General features: G+C 71.6%; 11 protein-coding genes. 3 read left to right on the plus strand and 8 right to left on the minus strand.

Going from position 1 to position 16764, the window contains the following annotated elements; genetic code table 11:
• Positions 1-158: 158 nt before the first annotated feature.
• Positions 159-5822: an amino acid adenylation domain-containing protein gene (locus ACN28I_RS17495; RefSeq protein ID WP_420943128.1), complete on the plus strand. Its 5664-nt coding sequence runs from the start codon at positions 159-161 to the stop codon at positions 5820-5822.
• A gap of 36 nt (positions 5823-5858) precedes the next feature.
• On the opposite strand, the gene ACN28I_RS17500 is transcribed toward ACN28I_RS17495, so the two are convergent.
• The 5 genes from ACN28I_RS17500 to ACN28I_RS17520 all read right to left on the minus strand — a co-directional run bounded on the left by ACN28I_RS17500 (position 5859) and on the right by ACN28I_RS17520 (position 10808).
• Positions 5859-6242 (minus strand): DUSAM domain-containing protein, encoded by a 384-nt coding sequence (locus tag ACN28I_RS17500; RefSeq protein WP_420943129.1) that lies wholly within the window; start codon positions 6240-6242, stop codon positions 5859-5861.
• Between the two features lie 4 nt (positions 6243-6246).
• Positions 6247-6525 carry a hypothetical protein gene (locus ACN28I_RS17505; protein WP_420943130.1) on the minus strand — a complete coding sequence of 93 codons (279 nt, stop codon included), beginning with the start codon at positions 6523-6525 and terminating at the stop codon, positions 6247-6249.
• Positions 6526-6696: 171 nt separating this feature from the next.
• Positions 6697-7473, minus strand: a complete 777-nt coding sequence (locus tag ACN28I_RS17510; RefSeq protein ID WP_420943131.1) for an outer membrane lipoprotein-sorting protein — start codon at positions 7471-7473, stop codon at positions 6697-6699.
• Positions 7473-8771 (minus strand): ABC transporter permease, encoded by a 1299-nt coding sequence (locus ACN28I_RS17515; RefSeq protein WP_420943132.1) that lies wholly within the window; start codon positions 8769-8771, stop codon positions 7473-7475. The genes ACN28I_RS17510 and ACN28I_RS17515 overlap by 1 nt, the downstream gene beginning before the upstream one ends.
• 3 nt (positions 8772-8774) lie before the next feature.
• Positions 8775-10808 carry an ABC transporter permease gene (locus ACN28I_RS17520; protein WP_420943133.1) on the minus strand — a complete coding sequence of 678 codons (2034 nt, stop codon included), beginning with the start codon at positions 10806-10808 and terminating at the stop codon, positions 8775-8777.
• Between the two features lie 142 nt (positions 10809-10950).
• On the opposite strand from ACN28I_RS17520, the gene ACN28I_RS17525 reads away from it, so the two are divergent.
• Together ACN28I_RS17525 and ACN28I_RS17530 are read left to right on the plus strand one after the other, a co-directional pair.
• Positions 10951-12468: a class I SAM-dependent methyltransferase gene (locus ACN28I_RS17525; protein WP_420943134.1), complete on the plus strand. Its 1518-nt coding sequence runs from the start codon at positions 10951-10953 to the stop codon at positions 12466-12468.
• A gap of 102 nt (positions 12469-12570) precedes the next feature.
• Positions 12571-13374 carry an iron-containing redox enzyme family protein gene (locus tag ACN28I_RS17530; protein WP_420943135.1) on the plus strand — a complete coding sequence of 268 codons (804 nt, stop codon included), beginning with the start codon at positions 12571-12573 and terminating at the stop codon, positions 13372-13374.
• Positions 13375-13403: 29 nt separating this feature from the next.
• Here ACN28I_RS17530 and ACN28I_RS17535 read toward each other — a convergent pair whose 3' ends face one another.
• The 3 genes from ACN28I_RS17535 to ACN28I_RS17545 all read right to left on the minus strand — a co-directional run bounded on the left by ACN28I_RS17535 (position 13404) and on the right by ACN28I_RS17545 (position 16744).
• The gene (locus tag ACN28I_RS17535; RefSeq protein WP_420943136.1) at positions 13404-14903 is read right to left on the minus strand and encodes a methyltransferase family protein; all 1500 of its coding nucleotides are present in this window, start codon (positions 14901-14903) and stop codon (positions 13404-13406) included.
• 69 nt (positions 14904-14972) lie between these two features.
• Positions 14973-15536: a dihydrofolate reductase family protein gene (locus ACN28I_RS17540; protein ID WP_420943137.1), complete on the minus strand. Its 564-nt coding sequence runs from the start codon at positions 15534-15536 to the stop codon at positions 14973-14975.
• 47 nt (positions 15537-15583) lie between these two features.
• Positions 15584-16744 carry a cysteine desulfurase family protein gene (locus ACN28I_RS17545; protein ID WP_420943138.1) on the minus strand — a complete coding sequence of 387 codons (1161 nt, stop codon included), beginning with the start codon at positions 16742-16744 and terminating at the stop codon, positions 15584-15586.
• Between the last annotated feature and the right edge of the window lie 20 nt (positions 16745-16764).

Below are 16764 nucleotides of genomic sequence, written 5' to 3' on the forward strand. Positions count from 1 at the left end.
CCCCACCCCGCGTGACTGGAGCCTGGACACGTGCGTGCACGAGCTCTTCTCCACGCACGCCCGCGCCATGCCCCAGCAGGTGGCCCTCGCCTTCGAGGGAGGACAGTGGACGTACGGAGAGGCTCGAGGCCCACACCCACCGCGCCGCGCGGCGGCTGGTGGCCCAGGGGGTTGGCTCCGAGTCCCTCGTGGCCGTCCTCAGCCACCGCACCGAGGGCCTCATCCGCTCCATCCTCTCGCTGCACAAGGCCGGCGGCGTCTACCTGCCCCTGGATGCGCAGCTCCCCGCCGCGCGCCTCGCCGGCCTGCTGGCGGAGAGCCGCGCGCCCTTCGTCCTCCCGCTCGAGGGCACCGGTGAGCTCCTCGCCGAGGTGCTCGCCTCGCTCCCCGGGCACGAGCGCCCCCGCGTCCTGTCCCTGGAGGGACTGGACACCGAGAGCCCGGAGCCGCTGCCCCGCCGCGCCACCCCGGACAACCTCGCCTACGTCATCTTCACCTCGGGCTCCACCGGCACGCCCAAGGGCGTGATGATCAGCCACCGGAACATGCTCAACCATGCGTTGGGCAAGGCGGAGGACCTGGGGCTCACGTCGAAGGACGTGCTCGCGCAGACGGCGGCCATCGGCTTCGACGTCTCCATCTGGCAGATGCTCGGGGCCTTCTGCGTCGGCGGCACCACGTACGTCTTCGACGACGCCCTGGTGCGCGAGCCGCCGCGTCTGGCCGTGGCGCTGGACCAGAGCGGCACCACCTTCGCGGAGCTGGTGGCACCCATCCTCCAATCCATCCTCGAGGACTCGGATCCGGCCGAGGCCCCGGGCTTGCGCCGCCTGCGGTGGATGCTCACCGGTGGGCAGGAGCTGGCGCCCGCGCTGTGCCGGGCCTGGATGGAGCGCTACCCGGCGGTGCGCTTCGGCAACCTGTACGGGCCGTCCGAGTGCACGGACACCGCCACGATGCACCTCCTGCACGCGGCCCCGCGGGGAGCCACCACGCCCATCGGCACGCCCCGGGGCAACGTGGAGGTGTACGTCCTGGACGAGTCCCTGCGGCCGGTGCCCCCGGGCGTGGTGGGCGAGCTGTACATCGGCGGCGAGGGCGTGGGCCGTGGCTACCTGGGCCGCCCCGACTGGACGGCCGAGCGCTTCATTCCGCACCCCTTCAGCACCCGGCCCGGAGCGCGGCTCTACCGCACCGGGGACCTGGGGCGGATGAGGACGGAGGGCGTGCTGGAGTTCGTCACCCGCGTGGACTTCCAGGTGAAGGTGCGCGGCGTGCGCATCGAGCTGGCCGAGGTGGAGGCCGCCCTGCGGGCCCTGCCCCAGGTGCGCGAGGCCATCGTCACCGCGCGCCGGGAGCGGCCGGGTGAGACGTCCCTGGTGGCCTGGGTGGTGCCCACCAGCGCCGAGGTCAGCATGACCGGGCTCTCGGCGGCCATGGCCCGCACGCTGCCCGGCTACATGGTGCCCTCGCGCTTCGTGTCCCTGGAGGCCCTGCCGCTCAACAGCAACGGCAAGGTGGACAGGAAGGTGCTGGAGTCGATGCCGCTGCAAGGCACCGACACGAAGCCCGCGGGCGAGCCCCCACGCGGCCCCGTGGAGGAGCTGCTCGCCGGGCTCTTCCGGCAGGTGATCGGCGTGGACGCGGTGGGTCGCGAGGATGACTTCTTCCGCCTGGGCGGCCACTCGCTGAACGCCACCCGGCTGATGGCCCGCGTGCGCCAGAGCTTCGGTGTCGCCCCGTCCCTCGCCGATTTCTTCTCCGAGCCCACCGTGGCGGGCCTGGCCGGGAAGCTCGCCCAGGCCCCCGGTTCGCGGGTGGAGTGGAAGCCGTCCGGCCCCCGTCCCACGCGCCTGCCCGCCTCGCTGGTGCAGGAGCGCATGTGGTACGCGCTGCAACTGCCGGACGCCCCGCCCTTCGTGATCGTCACCGGGCTCGTGCTCGAGGGCTCGCTCGACGCCGCGAAGCTGGAGCGGGCGATCGAAGCCGTGGTGGATCGCCACGAAACGCTGCGCAGCACCTTCGCCCATGAGGGCGGGTCCCTCTTCGTGCGGGTGAACGCGAGGAGCGCGCCGGTGCTCGTGCGGACGGACCTCTCGCACCTGCCGCCCGCCGAGGCCCGCAAGGCGGCGAGCGAAGCCACGAGCCGTCACGACCGGCAGCACTTCGACCCGCACGACGGGCCGCTGTACCGCTTCGAGCTGCTGCGCCTGGACGCGGAGGGCACGCGGCACGTGCTCATCACCGCGGTGAGCCACCTGGTGCTGGACGGCATGGGCCTGCAGGTGCTGCTGGACGAGGTGTCGGCCGCGTACCGGGCGGCACTCGCGGGCCAGCCCACGCTGCTGCCCCCCGCGCCCGCGCAGTACACGGACTTCGCCCTCTGGCAGCGGCAGCCCGAGCAACTCCACCGGCTGGACGAGGGCCTCGAGTCCTGGAAGCGGGCACTGGCGGACGCGCCGCCCGTGTTGGATCTGCCGCTGGACTTCCCGCGCCGGGCCCCGGCGGCCAACGCCAACATGCGGCCGGTGCGGCTCTCGCTGCGCGGCGGGGACATCGCCGCGCTCAAGGCGCTGGCCCGGCGGGAGGGCGTGTCCACCTACACCGCGACGATCGCCCTGGTCCAGGCGTGGCTGCACCGGCTGACGGCCCAGCAGCACGTGGTGGTGGCCTCGCCCTTCTCGGGACGGCTGCTGCCGGGGACGGAGAGCCTGGTGGGCTACTTCACCAACGTGGTGCCGCTGTGCACCGACGTCTCGGGAGACCCCAGCTTCCGCGCGCTGCTCAAGCGGGCCCACGGCACCGTGGTGCACGCCACCGCGCACCAGGAGGTGCACTTCAAGCGCATCGTCGACGCCGTGCAGCCGGAGACGAACATCCCCGCCCCGCCGCTGGCCCAGGCGCTGGTGAACCTGGACAGCCTCGACGCCCCGTCCTTCGAGGGGCTCTCGGCCTCGCACCTGGAGGGCGAGGGCGTCATGGCGGCCTATGACGTGGTGGTGCACCTCATCGAGAAGCCCGAGGGCAGCACCATCGGCCTCATCGCCACCGACAGCGCCCTCTTCACCCCGCGGACGGCCGAGCGCATGGCCCGCGCCTTCGAGCAGCTGCTCTCCGAGGTGGTGCATTCCCCGGACGTGCCCCTGTCGCGGTTGTCCCTGCTGTCTCCGGAGCAGCGCGCGCAGGTGCTGCGGGCGCTCGACGGTGGAGCGCAGGAGGTGCCGGCCGGGGCCTGCGTGCACACGCTCTTCGAGGCCCAGGTGCGCCGCACGCCCCACGCGCCCGCCGTGGCGCACGGGGACACCACGTGGAGCTACGCCGAGCTCAACGCCCGCGCCAACCTGCTGGCCACGCTCCTGGTGCAGCGGGGCCTGGGCCCCGAGGCTCGCGTGGGCGTGGTGATGGAGCCGTCCGCGCAGGCCATGGCGGTGCTGCTGGGCATCCTCAAGGCGGGTTGCGCCTACGTGCCCCTGGACGCGGGCTGGCCCGAGCCGCGCAAGCGCGCGGTGCTGGAGCGCTCCGGCGTGAACCTGCTGTGGGTGGATCCGCAGGTCATGTACGAGCACGAGGGGCTGGTGCCGTGGGTGGAGATGCCGCCCCAGCCGGACCTGGTGGCGGAAGACCTCGGCCCCGGCCCGCGTGCCGTGTCCGACGGGCAGCTCGCGTACCTCGTCTTCACCTCCGGCTCCACGGGCGAGCCCAAGGGGGTGATGGTGGAGCACCGCTCGGTGGTGAACCACAACCTGGCCATCGCCGCGCGCTTCGGCCTGCGTCCGGGCGATCGCATGCTGCAGTTCGCGCCGCTGAGCTTCGACGCGGCGGCCGAGGACCTGTACCCGCCGCTGGCCATGGGCGCCACGGTGGTGATGCGCAGCGGGCTCGTGCCGGCGTACGCGATGACGCCGTACCTGGAGCAGACGGACATCACCCTCATCAGCCTGCCGCCCACATACATCGAGGAGTGGGTGCGGGAGATGGAGGCGCAGGGCCAGCGCGTGCCCCCGCGGCTGCGCCTGCTGGCGCCGGGCGGAGACGTGCTCAAGCGCGAGACGTTCGAGGCCTGGCAACGGGTGGGCGGCACGCACGCGCCCTGGGTCAACGTGTACGGCCCCACCGAGTGCACCATCACCTCGGCCACCTGCGACATCCCCGGTGAGGAGGGCGTGGGCACCGCGCCTACCTTCCCCATCGGCCGGCCCATTCCGCGCGTCCGCTTCTACCTGCTGGACGAGCACTTCCAGCCGGTGCTGCCGGGCCTGCCGGGCCGGGTCTACATCGGAGGCGCGGCGCTCTCGCGGGGCTACCTCGGCGCTCCGGACATGACGGCAGAGCGCTTCGTGCCGGATCCCTTCGCCACCGAGCCCGGCGCGCGCATGTACCACACGGGTGACCTGGCCCGGCTGCTGCCCGACGGACGCCTGCGCTTCCTCGGACGGGCGGACCACCAGGTGAAGATCCGCGGCTTCCGCATCGAGCTGTCGGAGATCGAGACGTGCCTGCGCCAGTGCCCGGGAGTGGAGGAGGCGGTGGTGCTGGCACGGACCTCGGCCGCGGGCGTGCAGCAGCTCTGCGCATGGGTGCAGGCGCCCAGGACGGTGAGCGCGGAGGCGCTGCGCGAGCACGTGTCGGAGCGGCTGCCCGCGTACATGGTGCCCGCGGTCTTCGTGGTGATGGAGAAGCTGCCGGTCAACAACAACGGCAAGGTGGATCGGCAGGCGCTGCCGGAGCCGGAGCAGGCGCCGGTGGTGGCCGAAGCGGCGGGGAAGCGGGAGACGGCGTTCCGCTCGACGCTGGAAATGACGCTGCAGCGGCTGTGGGGCGAGGTGCTGCACCGGCAGGACATCCGGGCCGAGGACGACTTCTTCGAGCTCGGCGGAGACTCCATCCTGGCCATGCGCCTGCTCGGGCGGATGGAGGAGGAGCTCGGCATGCCGGTGCCGCTGGCGGTCCTCTTCCAGAGCCCGGTGTTGAAGGAGACGGCGGACGCGGTGCGCGAGCTGCTGGCGGAGGGCCCGCCGCGGACGAGCGTGCTGCGCCTGTCGGGAGCGGAGGTGACGGAGGACGCGCCGCCTCTCTTCGTCATGCACCCGGGTGACGGAGAGCTGCACCACTACATGGAGCTCGTCCGGAAGCTGGAGCCGAGGGTGCGCTGCTACGGCCTCCAGGCGCCCGAAACGGTGTCGAAGCGCCAGCTCGCCACCTTCGCGGAGCGCGTGGCCGAGTACGCCCGGGACATCCGGGCCACGCAGCCTCACGGCCCGTACCGGCTGCTGGGGTTCTCGTTCGGCGGCTACCTGGCGCTCGGTGTGGCGGCGAAGCTCGAGGCGGCCGGGGAGCAGGTGGAGCTGCTGTCGCTGCTCGACACCCTGCCCTCGCACACCATTCCGCGGCTGGAGTCGGAGGATCCGGTGCGGGTGATCGCCGACGAGTTCACCTTGCTCGACGAGAGCCTGGAGCGCGAGCTGGCTCCGCTGAGCATCGAAGCGAAGTGGGAGCTGCTGGCGGAGAAGGCGAAGGAGCGAGGCATGCTGGCCCCGCACTTCCAGGGAGCGCAGCTCGCGCGGCTGTGGCACATCCTCGGGGAGGTGCTGACGCCGCAGGCGCGGGAGTGGACGGTGCCGGAGATCCGCGCGCGGGTGCTGCTCTTCACGTCCGCCCAGTCCCGGACGGGCCGCGACGAGACGATCGGGTGGAGCCAGGTGCTGCGGCGCGAGCAGCTCGAGCTGGTGGCGCTGGAGGGCAACCACCCGGACCTCATCCGCCCGCCGAGGCTGGACGAGGTGGTGACCGGGGTGCTCGCCGCGCTCGACCGGAAGGACTGAGGAACATCCCCTCTCCCTCTCCCTCTGGGAGAGGGTCTAGAACAGCCCCGCTTCGATGTCCTCCAGCACGTCCGTGGCCTGGGCGCGATAGAGGGGCACGACCTCAACGGCGAGCACGCCTTCCATTTCCCTGCGAGCGCCCTCCAGGTCTCCTGCTTCCCGGAGGGTGTACGCCCGCTCGAGCGCCTGCATCAGCCGATTGGAGCCGTCGCGGATGCGCTGGCGGATCTCTCGTAGCAAGGTGCTCGCGGTGGACTGGCTGCGAAGAGCGTCCTCGGCATCCTCGGAGCTGATGGCCACTTCACGGGCACTCTTCCGCAAGAGGGCGAGCGTTTCGTTGGTGAGCTCCAGGGGCTCGCCTTGCGTCAACACACGCTGAGCCAGCGCCCGGATCGGGTTCCAGTCGATCTCCTCGGACACGGGCTCACCTCTTCTTCCTGGGCGGGAAACACATGTCGGTCGGCCAATCCTGCTGGCCCTCGCAGACGCGGAGGCAGTCGTCACACTTGCCGTTCCACCCGTAGTCCACACACCGGACGTAGAACTTGATGCACCACTGCTTCCACTCAGGAAGCGAGGCGTTGTTCGCGAAGTCATCCTCGTCGACTTGCGACGCCATCCTGAGCGCCTGCTCGATGTCCGACGCGGTGGCACCACAAGCGCCCACGGGGTCGGCCGGGAACTTCTTGATACAGCAGGTCATGGAGGTGTCCCCGGCTCGGCAATCCGACGGGAGCAAAGCGGCAGAACCCGCCGAGCAACCCGACGCGAGCACACCCCACCACCACAGAGCCGCCCCTCGAACCGGAGCACGGCTCACGCGCCCGGAGGCGCGTTCACCAGAATTCATCGACACGGGAGTGCCAGGCTGGAACTAACGCGCGCGCTGCTCGAGGAAGGATTTGGTGAACATGTTCGGGCTGAGCGGCTGGAGCACCACCTCGTCGTACTTCAGCAGCATCTGCGTGCCCTCCTCCTCCTCCACCTCGAGCACTTCCTTGTAGTGGTAGACGATCTCTCCGGAGACCGGATCCTTGAGGCGCTGATAGCTGCGGATGTAGTCGGAGCGCAGCGTGCGGCCGGACGGCGCGTACCCCACGCGCTTGACGATGTTCAGGTCCGAATCCACCCAGATGCGCAGCAGGGGGAAGGGCTGCTCGACGCCGGGCTTCAGGCTCAGGAAGATCTTCCGGTACTTCGTGCCGTCGATCGTCTCCTCGCCCTCGTCCTTCGCGTCATAGTCCTCGGAGAGCCGGGAGCGGTCGAAGTCCGCCTCGCACGTGAAGGTGCCGGAGATGTTGGCCCGCACGGTGGTGCGCGTCCACTGGCCCACGGTGGGATCGTACTCCCAGAGGTTCTTCCCGATGCGCAGGTACCCGCTGCCGTTGAGGATCTTCGGCTTGGTCGTCATGAAGAGCAGATCCCTCGTCGAGTCGCGGCGGTAGACGACGATCTCGTACGCGTTCTCCACGCCGTTCTTGCGCCGCTCCAGGATGCGCACCGTGCCCTTGTAGTCACTCTGCAGGGACATGCGCTTGTCGATGCGGCGCACGAGCTCCGTGGCGGAGAGCGGGGGCTCGGCGGCCAGGGCCGGCAGGGACACGAGGAGCGCGAGGAGGAGCGACGGCAGACGGGCGGCACGCGGATTCATCACAGGGACTCCATGGCGGAACGGGGGGAGAGCGCGGCGGCGCGGGCCGCGGGGATGATGGAGGCGAGACATGCGCCCAGGGAGACGAGCACCACGGCGAGCACCGCGCCCGGCAGGTGCGGCTCCAGCGGGAGGGTGCTGCTGAAGAAGAGCTTGGCCATCTGCGTGGGAAGGGGAATGGCGCCCCGCAGCAGGACGCTCAGGAGCGCGGACACCGCGGCCCCGGTGGCCGAGGCCAGCAGCCCCATCAGCAGGCCCTCGAGCAGGAACAGGCCCACCACGGAGCGGCGGTGCATCCCCATGGCGCGCAGCGTGCCGATCTCCCGGGTGCGCTCGCGCACGGAGACGCTCAGCGAGACGAACAGCCCCACCATGACGACCAGGATGGCGATCAACCCCACCAGCACCGTCAGGGCCGCGAGCCCGTCGGTCACCAGCGCGAGGAAGGAGGCCTCGTCCTCGCGGGTGCTCACATCCAGCCGCTGGCCGGACCAGTTCTCCCGGAGCAGCGGCGCCACCTTGTCGCCGTAGGCCTCGCGCGAGGCCGGAAGGACGTCGAAGCCCGCCTGACGCAGCGCCTGGCGGAAGGTGTCGTCCAGGGGGCCGGGCTCCGCCCCCCCGGCACAGGTGAGCTGCAACACCCCCGCGGCCTCCGGGCGCAGCCCGCCCAGCTCGCGCAGGGTGGCATTGGAGACGAGGATGGCGGCCGACTCCCCCAGCAGCCCCGCGGGCTCGGTGAGGGCCACCACCTCCACGTCGAGCGCGTTGCGCTTGCCGCCCACCATCTCCGAGAAGAGCGTGGCCACGTCGCCCACCTTGACGCGCAGCCGCTCGGCCAGGGAGGTGGAGAGGGCCACCGTGCGCGGCCTGTCCAGCGCCTCCAGCGAGCCCCCCGCGAGCCGGATGCTCGCGAGCGTCTCGGGCTCGCGCGTCACGTCCAGGCTCGTCATGAAGGAGCGGCCCCGGTGCCGGCCCGCGCCCACCGAGGCCAGGCCCCGTCCGCGCTCACGCAGGCCACAGCCGGCGGGCACGAGCGGCTCCACCACGGCGCGCACGCGGCGCGCATCCCCCATCACCGGGGCGATGGTGTCGGGGTGCACCTTGAAGTACCCGCCGACATTGAGCTCTCCACTGAGCAGCGTCAGCACGGCCTCGCGCTGCGCGGAGGCGACTCCCGACGTCAGCGACATCATCCCGACGAGCACGGCGCTCGCGCTGGCGATGAGGAAGAAGAGCAGCAGTCCGCGCTCCCGGTCGATGAAGAGGTTGCGCAGGGCGATTCGCAGGAGGTTGCTCATGGCTCAGTCCTCCCTCCGGCGCATGGCCACCACCGGCTCGACGGCGCTCCCGCGCCAGGCGGGCACCAGCGCCGCCACCGTCACCACGGCCAGCACGCCCAACGTCACCGTCAGCCCGTGCCCCACCCCGAGGTGCGGCCGCAGCACCGCGCCTCCGAGGAAGAACTGCAGCTCGTCTCCCACGGGCATCCCTCCACCCACGACAGCCATCAGCAAACCCGCCCCCAGGGCGGACCCGAGCACTCCGCCCAGGCCCCCGAGCACCAGCCCCTCCAGCAACATGCCGAGGAACACCTCCCGGCGCTGCATGCCGATGGCGCGCTGGGTTCCCACCTCGCCCACCCGCTCCTTGGCCATCAACAGCAGCGTGCCGGCGGATACCAGCAGCACGAAGAAGCCGAGCAACCCGGCGAGCACCAGCAGCACCACCTGACTCATCTCCACCACCCCGCTGAAGGCGCCGCCCACGTCCTGCCAGCCCGTGATGGCCAGCGTCTGCTTCCGCTCGCCCGCGAGCTGGCGGATGCGCTCGGAGACGAGCTCGGGCGAGGCCCCGGGGCGCAGCAGGATGGCCGCCTGCAGGACGCTGCCGCCCAGCAGCTCGCCTTCCGTGAAGGTCTCGGGCAGCACCTCCTTCGAGGTGGGGACGGGCACGGCCTCGGCGGCCTCCGGCTCCGGATCGACGATCACCGGCCGGCTGAACCCACCCTCGGACAGCTTCTCCCGGTCCATGCCGAACGCCTCGATGAGCTCCTGGGACTCCCGCGCCTGCTCCTGCGTCTGCCGGCCCGCCAGCAGGCGCGCGGAGACGAGGTCCACCAGGCTGGTGGCGTTGACCTGGCTGGAGTCACCGCCCAGGCCGCTGAAGCGGAAGGTGCCCCAGATGCGCACCGGCACGCTCGCCGCGGTGAGCACGCGGTTGCGCAGCGTGAGGGTGTCGCCGGGGCGCACCCGGTACAGCGGAAGGTGCGGCGCCAGCTCGGAGTAGAAGAGTCCGTAACGGGACTCGAAGTTCCCGTCTTCCACCGAGAGGAACTCGCGCAGCAGCGGCTCCAGCTCCCCCGGGTGGCCCAGCACGCGCGCGAGCGCCGCCTGGAGCGCCGAGGAGCGCTCCACGTCGAGCCGCGCCAGCAGGTCCGGCAGCTCCGCCAGGTTGCGCTCCACCAGGGTCCGCAGCCGCTCGTCCCCGGCGAGCTGGCCCCCGCGCGACAGCTCCCGGCGCAGCTCGTCCATGCGGAGGGCGATGGGCAGCTTGAAGTTCTGCTCGTAGGCCGCCTGCCCCAGCAACACGCCCCGGCTGCCGGGCGGAGGGAGCTGCCCCGACACCAGCTCGAAGCGCGGGAAGGCCCGGGCGAAGCGCACCGGCTCCGTGCCCAGGTAGTCCAGGGGGAGCGACTCGCCCTCGCCGGCCAGCTTCGCCACGCGGTTCTCGATGAGCTCCAGGGCGGGCAGGGGCTCGGCGGTGAAGCGCGTCCAGAAGGCCTCCGAGGACACCTCCTCCAGCGCGAGCCGATCCTCCGCGACGATGCCCTCCCCGGTGAAGGCCTCCTCGCGCCGGCGCTCGTCCTGGACCACGCGCTCCATGGTGCGCCGCAGGTCGGCCGCCAGCCGCCCCAGCCGGGCCTCCCGCTCCGGGGAGGCCGGCTCGCGGGCCACGGCGCGCACCACGGCGAGCTTCTCGTCCAGGTAGTTGCCGCGGAAGACGGTGGCCGTCCCCGCCTCGAGGGGCACCACCTCCTGGACGCCCTCCACCTCGCGCACGAGCGCCTCGGTGGCGGGGTAGTCGTCGAAGGGGACGAGCTCCGGCGCGCCGGCCGGGCCCGTCAGCAGCACGGGCGTCTGCGGCGAGCCCGAGTGGTACACGTGCAGGTGCCCGGCGCCGCTCTCGATGAGGCTGCGCCGCGTCCCGTCATGAATGCTCTCCACCAGGGCCAGACCGGGCGTCAGCAGGGCCGCCGCACCCGCCGCGAGCAGACCGACCCACCAGCTCCGGCGACGCGCCAGGATGCCCTGCAACGTCAGCAACAGCAGTGTCAATGCGTACTCCCTCTCACCGAAGGGTGGAAGTTAGAAAAACATGCCAATCCTGGCAAGCCATGGGGCCATGAACTCACGGCCCCCCGGGTTGCGGAACCCCGAGGGAAGCGGCGAAGCTAGGGGCCCCCCGAACGAGGTACCCATGACGGCTCCGCGGAGCGCCCCGTCCCCTTCCCTGGCGCAGTCCCTGCATTTCTGGGCGCGCAATGCGTCGAACGAGTCGGCGCTGCTGCGCACGTCGCTGGCCGTGGGCCTCTTCGACGCCCTGCCGGTGGAGGGCGAGGGCGCGCCGGTGACGGCCGAGCAGCTCGCGGCGAAGGTGGGCGCGTCGGTGCGAGGCGTGCGCTCGCTGGTGGAGCTGCTCGTGTGCCTGGGCCTGGTGCGGATGGATGACGCGCGCGGACTCGTGCTCGCCCGTCCGGTGGCGGCCTTCCTGCGAGACGCGGCCTTCCGCGAGCGGCTCCAGGAGGCGGCGGGCTGGTGGGGGGCCATCGGCCGGTTGGAGGAGGCCGTGAAGACGGGCGAGCGCCTGGGCCAGGACGGCTGCCGGGACGTGCTCGGCTATTACGAGCGGCTCTTCCTGGGGCCGGTGCCCGCCCCGTCTCCCGAGGCGGAGGACTTCTTCGATCGCTTCGCGCGCGGCGCCGCGCGCACCTGGCTGCTGGTGACGGTGGGCCGGCTGGGGCTGCTCGAGCAGCTCGCCACGGGGCCCCAGGACGAGGCGGCGCTGCGGGCGGCCACGGGCGCCAGTGAGCGGGGCCTGCGCACGGTGCTGGAGGTGCTGGCCCACCTGGGCCTCACCCGGACCGAGGGCACCACGAGCAGCTTCACGGACGAGGCGCGCCAGGTGCTCGACGGCAAGGCGCTGCCGTACCTGCTGCGCTCCTTCTCCGTGTCCGCGCAGTACTGGGAGGCGCTGGAGCGGCTCGAGGAGACGGTGCGGCACGAGCGCTTCATCCTGGACCTGAAGGATCCCGAGGTGAGCCGGCGCTTCTACGCGGACAACTCGAATCAGATCACGGCGGTGTTCGCCTCGCACTTCCAGCTCAGCCGGCGCGCGGCGGCGACGCTGGCGCAGGTGCGTCCGCTGGCGGGGGCGAAGGTGCTGGACATCGGCACGGGCTCGGGGGTGTGGGGCGTGGCCTTCGCGCGGACGGAGCCCACGGCGCACGTCACCTACTTCGACCAGGAGGTGGTGCTGGAGCAGGCGCGGCGCAACGTGGAGCAGCTCAAGGCACTGGGGCAGGCGCGCTTCTGGCCGGGCAACCTCTTCACGCAGGACTTCGGCGAGGCCGCGTACGACTTCATCATCCTCCCGCAGGTGCTCAACGTGCTGCGGCCCGAGTCCCTGCCGGACATGTTCCGCCGGGTGGCGCGCGCGCTGAAGCCGGACGGCATCCTCGTCATCGCCGAGTACGTGCTGAACGAGCGGCGCGACGGCCCGTTGGATCACCTCTATTTCGGCTTCCGGCGCTTCCTCACCAACGAGGGGGATCTGCTCTCCCACTCGGAGTACGCCCGGCTGCTGGCGGACGTGGGCCTCGCCTCCACGGTGTGCCTGCCGCTGCCCACCCAGGAGCTGCTGCTCGCCGCGCGCGCCGGGGTGCCTCTGCCGGAGCGGCTCGCCCCGCCTCCGCGCACCGAACGCAGCGCGGCGTGAGGGCCCCACCTCCGGGGCGTGGCTTGCTCCACCCCCCGGTCCGGGATTAGACTTATTTTCCGTTAATTTCGGAAAAGCCCCGCCCCCGGAGGGACAATGACGATGACCGCGACGGATTCCCAGGCGCTCGACCGCGAGCTCAGTTTGATGGAGGCGCGGATGCTCGAGCATGCCGCCGTCAAGGAACTGGCGGCCTTCGGCAAGCTGCTCGCCAGCAAGCCGCTGGACGCGCGGGAGCTCAAGACCTTCTTCGCGACGATGGGCGCGTTCTTCAAGACGGTGCCGACGGGCATCCTCGCCCTGGCGCTGAAGATTTCCGATGACTGGATGGCGCGCGGCGACCGCTATGGCGCCACCGCCATGGGCGCCTACATCCTCTTCGCGGACGTGGACGAGTTCGGTCTGCATGATCTGCGCAACGGGATGCAGCGCACGCACCACCAGCTCTTCCAGGAGCTCACCGCGCACCTGAAGGTGAGCGAGGCGGACATGCAGGACCCGCGCTACCTGCTGCCCGTCGGGCAGATCCTCGGAGAGCGCACCACCGAGTACTACCGGCACCGCTCCATCGGCGAGGCGCTCGGCTTCCACCTCGCCTCCGAGGTGACGTCCTCGGAGGAGTTCGTCTACTTCCTCAACGGCTTCCTGAAGTACAAGGAGCACTACGGAGTGAAGGACGACGCGGATCCCGTGCTGCACTTCTTCCGGGTCCACACCGTGGTCGAGCCCATGCACAAGTCCATGGGGCGCTCGATGATCGAGATCTACGCGGCCCAGGATCCGGCCATCCTCAAGCAGGTGGAGGCGGGGGCGATGGCGTTCTGCGAGGGCTTCGCCGACCTGTTCCGCGCCCTCAACGAGGCGCTCTCCGCGTCGGCGCCGGAGGCCCGGCGCAACGTGGGGTAGAAGCGGCGGCCTGGCCCGCTGGCACCGTGTCAGCGGGCGGGAGTCCCATCCGGCCAGGAGACGTCACCCCGTGAGGCGACGACGACCTGCTGGATGGGCATCTCGAAACCACGCGAGGACGTGAGGCCCACGGGCTCGAGCAGCCGCCGGAAGTCGGGCATGGACAGCACGTCGCCCTCATTGGACACGTAGCGGCGCAGCGCGAAGTAGAGCGCGTCCAGGGGACCATCGCGCCGGTCCGTGAGCAGGTAGCCCGAGATGAGGAGCAGTCCCTGGGGACGCAGCGCGCGGGCGAGCTTCCCGAAGAGCCGCGGCAGCTCCTCGGGAGGCAGCGCGGGGATGACCTGGGGCAGGAGGATGAGGTCGTACTGGGACTCGCCGTAGTCCACGGAGAGGCAATCCCCGGCCCAATACCGCGCGCGCCCGTCCAGCTTGAGCTTCGCGATGTTGGGCTTCACCTGCTCCAGGACGTGCTCGGAGTCCAGGTAGGTGACATGCACGGTGGGGTGGGCCAGCCCGAAGGCGGCGCCCCAGACCCCCGAGCCGGTGCCCACGTCGAGCACGCGGACGTTCTCGAGCGGGCGCATGGTGGCGACGAGCGCGGCGGCCTTCCGGCCCAGCTTCACGTGCGAGGCGAAGATGCCGGTGATGCGCGAGGCATTGCGCTGGTAGATGCGCTTCGCCGTCTCCGGGTCGCGCAGATCCAACCGGAACTTCTGTTGGGTGACGGCCTCGTCCAGGTGCCCGAAGGCCTCCCAGTAGTCCAGGGTGGCCGGGAACGCGCTCTGGAAGTACGGAAGGCTGCTCGCGTCGAGGCAGCGGCCGGCCAGCTCGGTGAACCCGAAGGCCTCGCCCTCCTGCCGGACGAGGCCCATGGACGCGAGCACCCCGAGCAACACCCGCAGGGCCTCGGGCTGGGAGCCGGTGGCCTTGGCCAGCTCCGCGAGCGGCCGGGGGCCGGACACCAGCGCCTCCAGCAGGCCCACCGTGCCGCTCGTCAGGAGCGCCTGGGTGCGCAGGAAGTTACGGACGGCCCGGTCCTCGTAGTCCGCGGCGGTGGGGCTCGGCGCGGGCGCGCGGGGCGCGAGGAACTCCTGGCGGTACCACCCGATCAGGTCCTTGGACCCGCCCCGCCACTCCACCGGGGCGCCCGAGCGGACGGCCTCGGGCAGCTTCGCGGACACGAGCCACCCCTCCAGCGCCTCGCGCATGCGGGCGGCGAAACCCGCCTCGCGCAGGACGGCACTGGACGCCGGGAGCGAGTAACCCCGCCCCTCCTCCAGTTGGACGAAGCCGAGCCCGACCAGGGGCTCGATGACGGAGCGCGTGCCCCGCACCGTGCCTCCGATGCGCTGGGCGAGCGACTCCAGGGACACCGGCGCGGAGGAACCCGCGTCCGGGAGGTGCGCGAACATCCCGAGCGCGAAGGCGCCCAGGAGCGCCGCGGACTCATTGCTCGCGTCGCGGGCCCAGAAGTTGAGCTGTTGGACGAACGCGGTCTGGGAGGGCGCGGGGGTGGACTCGGACACGGGGCATGCCTCGGGGTCGGGGAGCCGGAGTATGGCCCAACCGATTGCCGCTTTGCACCTGGGCTCCCGCTACGCGGGCACGTAGCACAGCACCACCTTCCCGTTGCCGAAGGTCCGCGTCTGGGCCGGCTTCAGGCGCAGCTTCTCCTGGAGGCCCTCGAACATCGTCCTCCCCTGGCCCAGGACGATGGGACTCACCACGAGCTGGAACTCATCCACCAATCCCGCCCGCGCCAGTTGGGCAACGATGCTGCCGCTTCCCAGGATCGTCATGCCCTGTCCGGGCGCTTGCTTGAGCTTGCGGACCTCCTCCACCAGGTCGCCCTTCACCAGCTTCGTGTTGCTCCAGGACGCCTGGTCCAGGGTCCTCGAGAACACGACCTTCGACATGGCGTTCATCCGCTCGGCCACCACGGGATTCATCTGGGCCGCGGCCGGGGTCGGCCAGAAGCTGGCCATGAGCTCGTAGGTCTTCCTGCCGAACAGCAGCTCACCTCCGCCACTGGCATTGCCCGAGACGAAGGCATTCCACTCCGGATCCTGCGTCCCCTCGTGGGCCCAGCTCATGTCGCCGTTCGCGTCCACGAAGTAGCCGTCCACCGACACATTGTTGAAAACGATCAGCTTCCGCATGTCCCTCTCCCTTGTTCCTGCTCGCACCAGGGCGCGGCGCGAGTGTGTCAGCGGCGGGCCAGGCGCTCCCAGGCGGAGGCGAGCGCCTCGGCGGCGGCGGCCACATCCTCCCGCGTCGTCGTCCGGCCCAGGGACAGGCGCACCGAGCCGAGCGCGGCCCCGGGCTCGAGGCCCATGGCGGTGAGGACGGAGGAAGCGGACTCCTCGCCCGCGTGGCACGCCGAGCCCGTGGACGCGGCCACCCCGGGAGCCGCCGCCAGCAGCGCGGAGCCACTCACTCCGGGAAAACGCACGTTGAGCGTGTTGGGCAGCCGCTCCGCCGGATGACCATTGAGCGCCAGTCCCGGGACGCGCGCCCGCAGCCGCTCCCACAACTCGTCGCGCAGCGCCCGCACCCGCGCCGGCTCCGTCTCCACCGTGCGCAGCGCCACCTCGCAGGCCACGCCGAGCCCCACGATGGACGCGACGTTCTCCGTCCCCGGACGCAGGCCGCGCTCGTGCCCCGCGCCGAGCAGCACCGGACGCACCGTCGTGCCCTTGCGCACGTACAGCGCCCCCACGCCCTTGGGCGCGCCGAACTTATGGCCCACCACCGTGAGCAGGTCCACGCCCAGCCCCTCGACGGACACGGGCAGCTTGCCCACGGACTGGGCCGCGTCGGTGTGCACCCAGACGCCCCGCGCCCGGGCCTCGCGCGCCACCTCGGCGATGGGCTGCAGCACGCCCGTCTCGTTGTTGGAGTGCATGAGCGTGACGAGTGCCGTGTCGCTCCGCAGCGCCGCCACCGCCTCGGCGGCGCGGACCCGTCCCTCCCCGTCCACCGGGAGCCAGGTCACCCGCCCGCCGTGCTGCTCCAGCTCGCGGCACGGCTCGGCGGTGGCCGGGTGCTCGATGACGGAGGTCACCACGTGCCGCCTGTCCGGCCGCGCCGCCAGCACGCCCCGGATGGCGAGGTTGTTGGCCTCGGTGCCGTGCGCGACGAAGAAGACCTCCTCCGCCGCCGCGCCGATCAGCGCCGCCACCTGGGAGCGTGCGCGCTCGACGGCCTCCTTGGCGCGGCGCCCGTAGACGTGAGCACTCGACGGGTTGCCGAAGTGCTCGCGCAGGTACGGCACCATGGCGTCCACCACCTCGGGCAGCAGCGGCGTGGTGGCGTTGTGGTCCAGGTAGATGGGATCCAGGCAGATGGGATCGTGGAGCTCGCTCATGACGGGCACGGGAGGGGCAC

It is taken from the genome of Archangium gephyra (assembly GCF_049060025.1).
Taxonomy (GTDB): Bacteria; Myxococcota; Myxococcia; order Myxococcales; family Myxococcaceae; genus Archangium; species Archangium gephyra_A.